11 protein-coding genes are annotated in these 13,558 nt (G+C 38.7%); 8 read left to right on the forward strand and 3 right to left on the reverse strand.

Annotated elements, in window-relative coordinates; translation table 11 throughout:
* Positions 1–719: 719 nt before the first annotated feature.
* Genes AC27JP_RS09990 through AC27JP_RS10005 form a run of 4 tightly spaced genes read left to right on the forward strand, consistent with a single transcriptional unit; the run spans position 720 to position 6,941 of the window.
* A complete protein-coding gene (locus AC27JP_RS09990; protein WP_487114587.1) occupies positions 720–1,823 on the forward strand; it encodes an efflux RND transporter periplasmic adaptor subunit in 1,104 nt (367 codons plus the stop codon).
* 21 nt (positions 1,824–1,844) lie between these two features.
* A complete protein-coding gene (locus AC27JP_RS09995) occupies positions 1,845–4,913 on the forward strand; it encodes an efflux RND transporter permease subunit (RefSeq protein WP_487114589.1) in 3,069 nt (1,022 codons plus the stop codon).
* The gene (locus AC27JP_RS10000; RefSeq protein ID WP_487114591.1) at positions 4,910–5,587 is read left to right on the forward strand and encodes a response regulator transcription factor; all 678 of its coding nucleotides are present in this window, start codon (positions 4,910–4,912) and stop codon (positions 5,585–5,587) included. The genes AC27JP_RS09995 and AC27JP_RS10000 overlap by 4 nt, the downstream gene beginning before the upstream one ends.
* Positions 5,580–6,941, forward strand: a complete 1,362-nt coding sequence (locus AC27JP_RS10005) for a sensor histidine kinase (protein WP_487114593.1) — start codon at positions 5,580–5,582, stop codon at positions 6,939–6,941. Before AC27JP_RS10000 ends, AC27JP_RS10005 begins: the two co-directional genes overlap by 8 nt.
* A 44-nt stretch (positions 6,942–6,985) precedes the next feature.
* On the opposite strand, the gene AC27JP_RS10010 is transcribed toward AC27JP_RS10005, so the two are convergent.
* Complete coding sequence (locus AC27JP_RS10010; RefSeq protein ID WP_487114595.1) at positions 6,986–7,636, reverse strand: GNAT family N-acetyltransferase; 651 nt, start codon at positions 7,634–7,636, stop codon at positions 6,986–6,988.
* A gap of 168 nt (positions 7,637–7,804) precedes the next feature.
* Positions 7,805–8,629, reverse strand: a complete 825-nt coding sequence (locus AC27JP_RS10015; RefSeq protein ID WP_487114597.1) for a choice-of-anchor H family protein — start codon at positions 8,627–8,629, stop codon at positions 7,805–7,807.
* Between the two features lie 216 nt (positions 8,630–8,845).
* Here AC27JP_RS10015 and AC27JP_RS10020 point away from each other — a divergent pair, with 216 nt between their 5' ends.
* The 4 genes from AC27JP_RS10020 (at position 8,846) to AC27JP_RS10035 (ending at position 12,977) form a co-directional block, all read left to right on the forward strand.
* Positions 8,846–9,157 (forward strand): PepSY domain-containing protein, encoded by a 312-nt coding sequence (locus AC27JP_RS10020; RefSeq protein ID WP_487114599.1) that lies wholly within the window; start codon positions 8,846–8,848, stop codon positions 9,155–9,157.
* A 3-nt stretch (positions 9,158–9,160) separates the two neighbouring features.
* Positions 9,161–9,835, forward strand: a complete 675-nt coding sequence (locus tag AC27JP_RS10025) for a response regulator transcription factor (RefSeq protein ID WP_487114601.1) — start codon at positions 9,161–9,163, stop codon at positions 9,833–9,835.
* Positions 9,836–9,875: 40 nt separating this feature from the next.
* On the forward strand, positions 9,876–11,276 hold the full coding sequence (locus AC27JP_RS10030) for an ATP-binding protein (RefSeq protein WP_487114603.1): 1,401 nt from the start codon (positions 9,876–9,878) through the stop codon (positions 11,274–11,276).
* Positions 11,277–11,564: 288 nt separating this feature from the next.
* Positions 11,565–12,977, forward strand: coding sequence for a DUF3300 domain-containing protein (locus tag AC27JP_RS10035; RefSeq protein WP_487114605.1), 1,413 nt, complete (start codon positions 11,565–11,567; stop codon positions 12,975–12,977).
* Between the two features lie 110 nt (positions 12,978–13,087).
* Here AC27JP_RS10035 and AC27JP_RS10040 read toward each other — a convergent pair whose 3' ends face one another.
* The gene (locus AC27JP_RS10040; RefSeq protein ID WP_487114607.1) at positions 13,088–13,444 is read right to left on the reverse strand and encodes a DUF3192 domain-containing protein; all 357 of its coding nucleotides are present in this window, start codon (positions 13,442–13,444) and stop codon (positions 13,088–13,090) included.
* Positions 13,445–13,558: the final 114 nt, after the last annotated feature.

Here is a 13,558-nt window from a genome sequence, read left to right on the forward strand (position 1 = left end):
CAAGAACAATAACACTAGAACTGTTAAGCACTTGACCTTAACTTAGCGTAGAAAAAACTGGCTATAATTTTTTAGAATACGACCAACATCACTTTATAACAAAATTAGCTCGTTTACTGATCAACAATTACTCGAAATTGACTTTCAATATTGCGACGACTTAAGAGTTAGCTTCGAGAAATTTTGCAGATATGTGGTGAAAAAGCTCAATTGAATAACGATATTATCTATCTATGACATATCAAAAAAATTATTAAAAAACAGAGATGAAGACTCTGTTCTATAATTTAATTATTTTACAAAATTGGGAGCATTTAATTTAGTGGCCGTTAACCTAGTGTTAACCCCCTTTAAGATAAAGTGATAATCACTAAGGTCTGTTGATTTTTCATTTTTGTCTCTGCTATAGACTAATTTTAAAGAGTACAAGGCGAAAAATGTGCAATGTAGTTGTGCTACTTTAACGTTTTTCAACGAGGTTAGGTTGAAAATTAGTTATAGCTCTTCGAGTTGCCTTGAAAAATTGCCTCTGTGTGTTGCCTATATGGATGTAAGTACTTAGATTGTTTTTGGAACTGATAGCCTGTACTTAATAGTCATCTTTTTCAAGAGCAACAGAGTTATAAACAGAAAGCTCAACAGACTCTGGTAAAAGATTACAAAATCTTTGCCAAAAAAACGTTCAAACGCCGTAATTAAGTTACATCTTGGAGAGAGATATGCGCACAGTTTTTATCGCTATAACAGCGAGTCTACTTATAATTGGTTGCAGTGAGCCAAAAGCTAAATTTGAAGAAACTATTCGTCCGATTGCCTGGCAAACCGTTACCCAGACCTCATTAGATCAGGTACGAAGACTATCTGGTACGGTTTACCCAATAGAAGCAACTGATCTGAGCTTCGAAGTCAATGGTAAGGTAGCGTCAGTAAAAGTTAAATTAGGTGACTCAGTAAATCGTGGCGATGAATTAGCGCGACTTGACCAACGTAATTTTAATCTCAGTGTGCAATCTTCTCAGGCAAATCTCCAACAAGCTAAGGCAGCGCAAGTAGAAGCGGAAAATGAATACAAACGTTATGCTGAGTTGCTTGAACAAGGCTTAGTTTCTCGCTCAGGCTACGACAATGCTAAAGCGACATTTGAGTCAACAACCAGTGCGGTGAGTATTGCCAAAACACAACTCGATATTTCTCAAAAGAATTTGGACGACACGGTATTAATTGCGCCATATAACGGCATGATCACTAAGCGTATGATAGAGCCATCCATGCAAACTGCTTCTGGGCAGCCAGCTTTCGAAATTGCCGGAGAAGATGGTCTAGAAATACAAGTCATGGTACCTGAAAACTTAATTAAAGATTTAAGCAAAGGCAAAGATATTGCCATTGAATTTCCAGCCATTACCGGCATAAAAGCACGAGGAAGTGTAACAGAAATTGGTTCTCGCGCCGAAACGGCCAATGCCTTTCCCGTCACTGTGGTGATTAATTCTGACATCCCAAACCTGAGAGCTGGCATGACAGCTGAGGTTGATTTCACGTTTGTCGGCGTCGGTCGCACCGGCTATACCGGCAAAATATTTAGACTACCTATTTCAGCAATCTCTGCCGACAAACAACAAAAAGCTGCGGTATTTATTTATAACTCAACCACAAAATCATTAGAAAAAAGGTTTGTTCAAACTGAAAGTATTATTGATAACCAAGTACTTATCTCTTCAGGTTTGCAAGAAGGAGATATTATTGCCACTGCGGGCGTGTCTTTTTTAAGAGATGGTCAAAGCGTACGTTTGATCGACAAAAATGTTCGCCGTTTTAATTAATTCATCAGGAACAATAATAATATGAATTTTACTGAAATAGCGTTCAAGTATCGAAAATCCGTACTTATGGTATTAGCACTACTTTTAATTAATGGTGCATTTGCCTACTTTACCTTGCCCGCGCAAGAAGACCCGACCATTACCATTCGTGACGCCATAGTAACCACGTCATTTCCGGGCATGGCGCCCGAGCGAGTAGAGCAATTGATCACTCGCGCATTAGAAAAAGAAATTCGCAAAATTCCAGAAGTAGAAAAAATTCGCTCGACTTCGGTGACTGGCCGCTCGGTGATCCATGTCGAAATATATGACCGCTACTTTAATCTCGACAATATCTGGCAAGATCTACGCAATAAAGTTAAGCAAGCAGAAGTTAATTTACCTAGCGGTACGCTAACACCTCACATTAATGACTCTTTTGGTGATGTCTCTGTTGTCACGCTAGCCTTAACCGCCGACGGTTTCTCACTTGGTGAGATGTACGATATAGCGAAACACATACGCGACAACATTTATACCGTCAACGGCACTAAAAAAGTTGATATTATTGGTGCTCAAGATGAACGGATATTTCTTGAAGTTGCAAACGCTAAGTTATCACAATTAGGTATTTCACCCGCAACCATAATTAATGAATTGCGTAACCAAAATATTATTAGTTCAGGTGGGGAAATAGATACCGGCCTGTTATCTATGGTGGTTGAACCAACGGGGAACTTTACCTCTATTGATGAAGTCGCTAATACCCAAATTAGCATTCCTGGCACTGATGAGAGCTTTGCCGTTAAAGACCTTGTTACTATTCGCAAAGGCTATATCGACCCGCCTTATCAGCCAGCCTATTATAATGGTAAGCAAGCCATCATGTTTGCGGTATCCATGTTACCTGAATACAATTTATTGGAATACGCCCCACGAATTCAGTCATTAGTAACAGATATTACCAATACCTTGCCGATAGGCTACAACATTGACTATGCAACATTCCAAGCAGATCAGGTACAGCAAAGTATTAGCGGAGTTTCAACCAGCGTGCTTCAAACACTCGCCATTGTGCTCGTGGTTGTGATTGTATTTTTAGGCATGCGTACAGGTCTTATCGTTGGCTCAATTGTCCCCTTTGTTATGTTAACGACCTTAGCTATCATGCAGTTTAGCGGTATGGTATTAGAAAAAATGAGTTTAGCGACTTTGATTATCGCGCTTGGTTTATTGGTTGATAACGGTATCGTTATCGCTGAAGACTTTAAACGAAGAATTGAAAGTGGTGCCGATCGTTTTCAAGCCATGTGTCAAGGAGGCAAAGAACTGGCACTGCCTTTACTAAGCTCTTCTATCACCACCATTTTGTTTTTCTTACCGTTAATGTTGGCTGAAAATATTGCCGGTGAATTCACTCGTTCAGTGTCATTAGTTATTTTAATTACCTTAATGACCAGCTGGGTACTCGCCCTTACAGTTACACCAACCTTATGTTATTTTTTCATTAAAACAGATGAAAAAAAGCCTAACGAACAGACAGCAGCTACCAGCCAAAATGCGAGTAGTGCAAACGGCTTCTATGGCAAGTATGAATTATTTTTGCACTGGATAATGGCCCATAAAGTGTTATTTTTAAGCGCCATGATTGCCATACTTTTTGTTTCCTTATCAGGCTTTAAATATGTCGAACAACAATTTTTCCCTGATTCCGACCGTATGCAAATCATGGTATATGTTGATTTACCAAATGGTACCTCAACACGAGAAACCAATCGCCAAATGCAAGACATCTTCACTTGGCTTGATAAAGAAGAAACCTTCCCGCAAGTCACCAGTTATGCAGGCTATACTGGTTTCAACGGGCCTAGGTTTGTTTTATCGTTAAACCCAGAAGATCCCGCTGACAATAAAGGCTTTATCATTCTCAATATAAAATCAGGTACAGACTTAGATACTGTCGTTAACGAAATGCACAACGCATTATTAGACAATTTCCCTAATATTTCCGCCCGAGTAAAACGTATGTTCGCTGGCCCGTCAGACTCTAGCTCTATCAGCATTCAAGTCAAAGGACCTGATAAAGGCGTGATCTACGACAAAGCGCAAGAGATCATGACGGTTTTACAAAATGTGCCTTATACCAAAAATGTGCGTACTGATTGGGAGAATCGCATTGTAAAGGTACAAGTAAAAGTTGACCAGCATCGAGCTCGACGAGCAGGTGTTACCTCTGAAGATATCGCGACGGCATTACAAAGCTTCTTCTCCGGTGCTTCTGTCACTGAGTATCGTGATGGTGATGATATTATCCCAATTATTTTACGAGCTAATGAAGCAGAACGCTCAAACCTTGATAGGCTGCGTACGGTTTCCGTGATGTCGAGTGGCTCTTCAACTGCAATTCCATTATTGCAGGTTGCAGACTTTATGCCGGTAAATCAATTCGCAAAAATAAAGCGCGAGGATATGTTTACCACGATTACGGTTGAAGCCAGTAATACTGAAATGACCGCACAAGATCTACAACTGGTTATTGACGAAGATATTCAAAAGCTTGCACAAGATTTACCGGTTAATCATCATATTGAATACGATGGTGTTATTGTGCAGTCAGCTGAAGCGCAACAAGCACTAAGTGCCAATATGCCGTTTGTGTTAGGTTTAGTCGTTATCTTACTTGTCATGCAATTTAACTCATTTCGTAGAGCGTGGATTATTATATTAACTATCCCTTTGACCCTCATTGGCACCGTGTCTGGGCTACTAATAATGAGCGCACCGTTCGGCTTTATGGTGACCTTAGGTATTTACAGTTTGGCAGGCATAATTATCAATAATGGCATAGTGTTAATCGATCGGATTGATATTGAACGCGCCGAAGGCAAAGATGCTTATCAAGCCATTATAAATTCTTGTTTAACTCGTCTACGTCCTATCACCATGACGACAGTAACCACCATTATGGGGCTATTACCATTAATGATGGACAGTGGCTCTATGTTTTACGGTATGGCTACGGTATTAGCTTTTGGTTTAGGCATAGGCACCATATTAACGCTGGGTGTAGTGCCGGTGCTATATGGGCTATTTTTCAAGGTCAGTCGATGAATTATAATGTACTGCTAGTGGAAGACGATTTAGATTTAGCCAGTACCATAATTGAGTACCTCGCCTTAGAAAATATTTATTGTGATCATGCCAGTAATGGCATGCTCGCTTTAACCTTACTCAAGCAACATTCATTTGATGTGGTCGTACTCGATATTAATATGCCACACATGGATGGCCTAAGTGTCTGCATGAAAATGCGAGAGCTAGGTATATCAACCCCCATTATAATGCTAACCGCCCGCGACACCTTAGAAGACAAATTAGCCGGTTTTAATGCCGGCTCTGACGACTACTTAATAAAACCGTTTGCCATGTTAGAACTTATTGCTCGGATCCAAGTCTTAGCTAAACGTATCAGTGGTCAAAGTAATAAATTAACCAAATACGGTGTTGAGTTAAATTTTTCAGAAAAACAAGCGCATCGAAATGGTCGGCGGCTATCACTTTCACCTACCGGATGGATGTTGCTCGAGCTGCTGATGCGCAAAGCAAATAACGTTCTAACAAGACAACAATTACTGCAAACGGTTTGGGGGGATTCCTCACCAGAAAGCAATAGCTTGAAGGTTCATTTGTTTAAACTACGTCAACAATTAAATAAAAATAATGAACCTGAGCTAATTCACACGATTCCAGGTCAAGGCTTTATCTTTAAAAATAAAAATGATTAATATTCTATCGTCAAAAAAAAATAAAACATTCTCACTAAAGCAGTTTATTTTACAAACACAAACCATAGTCGTCCTAGCGTTTATCTTGGCCTACACAGTGATCGTAAATTATTATTTTATCGCCGGTTTAGATGAGTCAAATTATCAAGACTTACAATTAGAAGCCCAACACTTCGCCATGCGCTATAAAGAAAACAAAACGCTGCTGCCGCCAAACTCACTGCACTTTACCGGTTTTATCGATTGGCGTAATGTGCCCATTGCCAATCAGCAACACTTTCCTGAGCTTGAAAAAACCACTAGCATAGTCAATAACAATGTTGTCTTAACTTATAAAAACAATTGGTTACCTTCTCCAAAAGAAGTTATTTATGTTGTTGCTTTACCTTTGGTCGACAACAAAATGTTATTTTTATTTCGCCATATTAATCGGGAGAAATATGCCCTTTCTACAAATAGCAAAATATTTAATTTAGCAACGCTAACGCTCCCCATCGCATTGTTTTTTTTCTTATTGATACATTTAGCCATTAAGCTAACCTTAAAATATAACCTTAAGCGGCTCAATCACTTAGCTCGTTGGGTCGGCCAGTTAAATTTAGATAATGTAAAAGAAGCAACTCCAAATTTTAATTTTGATGAACTAAATCTCATTGCAGATAAACAAAAACAAACACTTTTGCAGATCAAAAATCTCGTTGAAAATGAGCAAGACTTCTTACGTCACGCTAGTCATGAATTAAGAACCCCCATTGCAGTGGTGCGCAGCAATAGTGAGCTGTTGACCAGAATATTATCACCTGAGACTTGCAGACAAATAAATATTCCCGCAAGCCAAAACGCGGTAAGTCGTATTACTAGAGCCGCACATAATATGCAACAACTTACCGAAACATTGCTTTGGCTTAGCCGCGAACAAGAAGCTGAACTATTAACTGAAGCCGTGAGTTTAAAACAGACGTTAGTTGAATTGATCGAAGACAATAACTACTTACTCAATGGCAAGTCGGTAGAAGTTTTTACCTCGCTAACTGACAGCGAGTTATATATTGCGGCAACACCTTGTCGATTAGTACTGAGTAATATTTTGCGAAACGCATTTCAATATACTCAGCAAGGTGCGATAAATATAACCTGCCACCAGCATAAGGTGCGTATCGATAATGTAAATTACCATGCCGAAGCTGAGCAAAAAACTAACAACACAGTGGTCAATAATACAGCCAATGACTACGGATATGGCCTAGGCTTACGGCTGGTGGAAAAAATCGTTACTAAGTTAGGTTGGCAATATCAAAATATTGCTATTCTCGATGGACGTTCGGTCGAAATAGACTTTTCTCAGGAAAAATAAAAAAAGGAGCTGATGCTCCTTTTTCAGTTATAACATAGGTTTAATTACATGTTATCTTTTTCACGATAATAAACCATTAAAGAGCCAGAAACGTTACCAACGGCGACTTCTTTAATAAACTGGTAATTTACATCATTAAAAAATGCTTTATATTTTTTGCTCGTGGCATATACAGCAACGCCTTCACTGTCTTTGTGTTCAGTCAAAATAGTGTTCACTGCTGCCATTAAGTAATGGCCAAAACCGTGATGTTGATGTAACGGATGAATGGCTATAAATGACAACATATGAAATTTTTTCAACGGCACTGCTGCTAAGACCACTTTTTCCTTTTCGATCATTTGTTTGGTACTAAAGTAACCCGCACCAAGTAACATCTTTAAGCGCCAATGCCAAAACCGTTCAGAAGCCACACCTTCTTCAGGATTATTCAAGCATGCCACACCAACCATAGTCTCGCCTAAATAAAGTCCTATCATTGGTTGTTTTGCTTGCCAAAAAGCACTAAGTTCTTCTCGAATAGACGCTCGTAGTCGCTGTTCATAGTCATTTTTTTCAGCGGAAAAAATCTCAAGAAATACCGGGTCGTCATGATAGGCTTGATATAATAATGACGCCGCTAACTTTAAATCCTCTGCAGATAAATAAGCGGCTTTAATATCGACATTTGCTTCGTCAATGACTGCTGATGACATCTAGATTCCCTCATAAATGATAAGATTTATTGTTATTTTTATGCGCTCACCTTATCAGTTTTTTGGAAATCAGGTCAAATTTAAATCTTCATCAACATTATTAAACAATGCTATTTCTCGCTATTTAAATGCATATTCACGTGAAATAGCTTCATTTCGCCTGATAGTTTACTTATGTTTAAAGCGACGACGGAATAACATAAACAGCATAATACTGATAAACATCCAATGGCTGCTGCCGCCATGTTCTTCAACATGCACAACCTCAATATATTCTGGATCATAATCACTACTTTCCAAAGGCAAAGAATATAAAGCATTGGTATCATCAGAGCTATAGGTGGCAACCACATCGCCATAACCCACTTCGTATAAATCAATCAGCACATCGTAATGTTCAGGGATGTAACCCGAATCTAGTTGTGTGATCACTTCAAATTCATCATCACTGCTATCGGCGGTAATAACAAAATCATCTGTTGAGAAATACAAAATCCAAGGGCCACCATTTTCACTAAAATATAAATCGGCATAAACCAGCGCTTGCTCGTTAGCAAAAGGGGATAAAACATCGGCATCAAAGCTAACACTAAAAGATCGGAAATAGCCGTCACCATCAATATCGGTTAGTAGCTCACTGTAACCAGAGTAAATAGCAAAACTATGATGGGCACTTGCTGTACCAGCCAAGCCATTCAACGCTTGCTTTTGTTTAGTGACCAAGCGTGACTGCGATAAATTAGCCTCTATTTTTCGAAGTTCGTTCACGTCATTTCGCAATTTTCCTAGGTGCTCTGAAGGCTTAAGAGCCAATGACGATTTAGCATCTTTTAATATAGATGCTTTGCTCTGTTCACTAGTCGTCAATAGCTTCTTAAATTGTCCAACGGATTGATGCGTTTTACCGATCTGCTCAGTGTTTTCTGCCATTGATAATTGACTCACTAAAACAACAGTTAACGCTAACGCTATTTTTAAATATTGATTAAACATAATTCCAGCCTCTTCATAAATTATGACTGTTATTAAACCTAAATTAATCTGAACCTTGGCTGAACATCTGTTTAAGACAATATTAAATTATTTAACGACTTTGATGGATCTGTTCAGTAACTATTCAGTTTTTATAGTTAATAATTAACATCGACTTGGATTACATCAGCCATTATTTTAAACTGACTGATATTATCGATTAGATCAGGTGGAAAAATGAAACGTAAGTTACTTATTATCTCTCTTTTAGGTTGTTTTATTGCAAGCTCAGCACATGCTAGCCTTGAGCCTAATAACGGGTTAGAAATAAGTGCACCGGCAAAATACGCAAAATCTAAACAGAAAAAATCAATAAGTGCTCAGCAAGCCGCTCGTATTGTTAAAAGTAAATATGGCGGCAAGGTCTTAAAAGTAAATGCTAGTGGCTCTAAAAATAACCCTAGTTATCGCGTGAAATTACTAAAAGACAACGGTCATGTAATTTCGGTAAATGTTGATGCCAAATCTGGCCGTGTATCGGGACGTTAATGCATGCGCATATTGTTAATCGAAGATGATGAAAACCTACAGCAACAAATTAAAGACCATTTAACATCGGCACAATATAGTGTTGATGTCGCAGGTGATGGTGAATCAGGCTTATTTCAAGGTCAAGAATGTCCATACGATGCTGCAATTGTTGATTTAGGTCTACCCAAACTTGACGGTGTTAGTGTGGTAAAGGCGCTAAGAGAGCAAGGTTTTAACTTTCCAATATTAATTTTAACCGCACGCGGTAGCTGGCAAGATAAAGTATCGGGCCTAGATGCCGGCGCAGATGACTACTTAACCAAACCGTTTCATATTGAGGAATTGTTAGCACGTTTAAATGCACTTATTCGCCGCAGTGCCGGTAAAGCAAGTCCTGTAATTGAAAATGGCCCTTTTTCAATTAATACCGCCAGCATGCAAGTTTTGGTCAATCAAACCCCCGTATCGCTGAGTAGTTATGAATATAAGTTGTTTGAGTATTTAATGCATCACCTAGGTGAAGTGAAATCAAAAACCGTACTCACCGAACATATTTACGATCAAGACTTTGACTTAGACTCAAACGTCATCGAAGTATTTATTCGACGTTTACGCAAAAAGCTAGATCCAGAAAACCAATATAAATTTATTGAAACCTTACGTGGCCAAGGTTATTTGTTAAAGAAATTTGACTAACATCATTCTGATATTTCAATATTTATATGGGTAACGCGCATTGCTAAATAAAATAAAAACCTCATTTAATTCCTTGCGAAATAGAGTGCTATTTAGCGCTTTACTGATGATTTTTATTTTGTTGCCTTTAGTTGGGGTTATCATTAGCAATGCCTACGAAAAGCATATGATCGCGGGGATAAAAAATGAACTAACCGCCTATTCCTTTTCCATTCTCGCTATTATTGAAGTCGAAAATGATACACTAATGATGCCGGATGAATTACTTGAAACTCAGTTTAACGTTAGTCAATCTGGACTTTATGCCGTTTTAACTTCTGTCACATCAGCCAACCGCGAACGTAATAGTGAGCAAACCACACAGCTAGCTCCCTCCCAATCAATTCCCGAGCAACTGTGGAGCTCTCAATCATTACTCTCGGTATGGCAAGCTCAGCAATTTCATCAACCTAGTTTAGGTGAGCATGACTTTTATCTGGCCGATATAGACACAAAGGCGCATTTTACCTATAGCATAACAATTAGCTATGGTAGCGAAGAACAGCCTTATCCTATGACTTTGCATATTATTAAACAAAAAGATAACTTAAATAAAATGATGACTGAATTTCATCATCAACTTTTGCTTGGCTTGGCTGGCCTAATGGCAATTCTATTGCTGTTTCAATACCTTTGGTCAATCTGGACGTTAAAGCCTTTAAAAACGCTACGCTCAGAGCTAAAGAGTGTCGAGCAAGGTACTAGCGAAAGCTTAGATGCTGTCTACCCTACAGAATTATCTCAGGTCACCGACCAGTTGAACTTGCTGCTTAGCGCTGAACAAAAACAAAGACAGCGCTACCGTAATGCCCTATCCGATCTTGCCCACAGTTTGAAAACTCCACTGGCCGTAGTGCAAAGTCAGTCGCAGCTATCAAAACTGACACAAGAGCAACTTGGTATTATCAATGACATGATAGAACATCAACTGCGCAAAGCGCAAAGTGCAGGCCAGTCTTCCTGGTACTTAGGCACAAAAGTTAAACCAGTCGTCGATAAATTAATAAACAGTTTGGAAAAAATTTATCAGGATAAATCGCTCAAGATCACTTCTCATCTCGAAGCACAATTATCATTTAAAGGCGACGAAGCAGATTTACTAGAAATATTGGGTAACTTACTCGACAACGCATGCAAAGCTTGTGTTTACCAAGTCAGTCTAAATATTAGTAATCAAGATGGCTTTACAACTATGATTGTCGAGGATGATGGTCCAGGCATCAGCCCGGCACTGCGTGAAGATATTTTACAACGTGGCACACGAGCAGACACCTATCAACATGGCCATGGCATCGGGTTAGCAATTGTCAGAGATCTAGTTGATAGTTACCAAGGCAGTATTGTCATTGAAAAGTCAGAGCGTTTAAATGGCGCTAGATTTAGCTTGAAATTTCCACACTAACTTCTACGATGATAACATAAATAAAGTGACTTAATTCAAGCTACTTTATAATAAGTAAATCAATGCCTTCTAGCATCAAGGTTAAATTCATATTTTACCCCTTATCTACGCGTTCCTTCTTAATAAACTAAGCAATTTTAAAAAATATAATCTTGTTCAGCTCTTGTTCAGTTTACAACTCGTAAAATAGCCAACATAACTTAAATTGTCTTCATTAATGAAACAGCATTAATACCTTTGTTTTATTGATTACAGCTTTTTAATTGGTCGGTAATTTGGAGTGATGAAATGAAAAACTTAAAAATAAACAAATCACTAAGTCGCTTGATTGTATCTCTTTCAAGTGCGCTTGCTTTGTCTTTAACTGCATCACAGAACTTGGCTATAGCCTCAGGTATTGACAATGCCTACCAAAATAATGACTCAGCAGCTTTGCCAGCACAAAGCAGTGCTTTTAGTAATGCTGAACTTGAGCAGATGCTAGCACCTATCGCCTTATACCCTGACTCACTCCTTAGTCATATTCTTATTGCCGCAACGTATCCTATCGAGGTCGTTGATGCCGAACGTTGGCTCGCAAACAATAGTCATTTAACTGATAGTGAGCTTGCTGATCAGGCAGAAAATAAGGATTGGGATGCCAGTGTTAAAGCACTATTACCTTTTGCAAATATTTTGCAAAAATTAAGTAATGACCTGCACTGGATGCGTAATTTAGGCGATGCCTTCTTACAAGACCAAGAGCAAGTTTTGGCAAGTGTTCAGTCATTGCGTCAACAGGCAGATCTTGCCGGCAATCTCGATAAAATGGACAACGTTAATATTGTTCGAGAAACTAAAACCATCATTATAAAGCCATCAACGCCTGAGGTTATTTATGTACCTTATTATAATACCCGTGAAATTTACGGACACTGGCGTTGGGCACATTTGCCACCTGTATACTGGCATTATCCTAGCCACTACAGCCATCATCATGGACCTTATTATTGGCATAACCCTGTTCATTTAACCGTGGGTTTATTTTTTGGTAGTGTGCATTGGCATAACCGACACGTTGTTGTGCATCACCATAAATCTCGCTATTACAAACATCATAGCAACAAGAAAGTGTCAACCAGCCGCCAAGGTAAAAAGTGGCAACATAACTCACATCATAGAAAAGGCGTGGCTTATAGAACTGCACATATTCAAAAAAAATACCGTAGTTCTACGCCAAGCAGACATCAGCAGAAAATAATCAGATCAAAAAATGCCTCTTTGCATACCAGTAAGCAGCATAAGTATAAAAGTACCAATACCTTACATAAAAAGGTTAGTCATAAATTAAAAGTAAATCAGGCCGTAAAAATTAACAAACAGGCAGCTAAGAAACATAACTTGAACAAAAGCGAGCCCTATAAGAATGCAAAGTGGCGCACTCACTCAAGTAGTAAGCCCAATGCCCATAAGGTTAAGACTGTGAAAGTTAATAAAAGCTACACTGGAAACAAGCCAACTTATACTGATAAAGCGGTTAAAACCCACAAGCCGGCAAAGGTATATAAGGCGAATAAATCGACCAGTAAGGCAAAACATACTAGCAGTCATAAAAAGCAATATAATCGTTCAAGTAAGAGTTCAGCAGCAAAAATGGCTAGCGTTAGTAGAAAAAGTCACAAGTCAGGTGGGCAACGACATAGTCAGAAAAAGCGCCATTAAGGCTAGCTGAAAATTGATACCAGGTTTCAGGGGGGAGCAAAAGGGGCAGTAACCACATCAGGTTATTGCCCCTTTTTTTTAACTCGTTAACATGACTATTAAAGCAACGACTAACGACCTTGCTCAATAGCAGTCAATACATCATCAACAAAAACAAGCTTAGTGCACTCATCTTTTGTTGTTAAACCGTCTTTATGCAAACGGTGTGTACGATAATAAACAACATTAACGGTTTTGCCGTCATCCAAATATGTCTCATTAAAATCGGCTACGCCCATTTCACGAGAAACCGCTGAAAACGCACTATTTAGTTGAATACGTGCTATTTTCTTTCTGTTTTCATATTCACGATCTTCAAAATTACTGCTAATAGAATGGCCATCTTCACCGCCAACCGCAATAACACAGCCAGTTAAACCCATGGTAAGTGGTGCAACAACAATTAACGCTAATAGTGATTTTTTCATATTATTTTTCTCTCAAGAAAGTAGTTATTTTGTCTAGTCTTTTGCAAATGCCAAACCAAGATTATAAAGAACTGATTAATAAGCGTTTTGTTAAAAATCGTCAAAAATATCACA

The sequence above is a fragment of the Colwellia sp. SU-HH01172 genome (assembly GCF_057553355.1).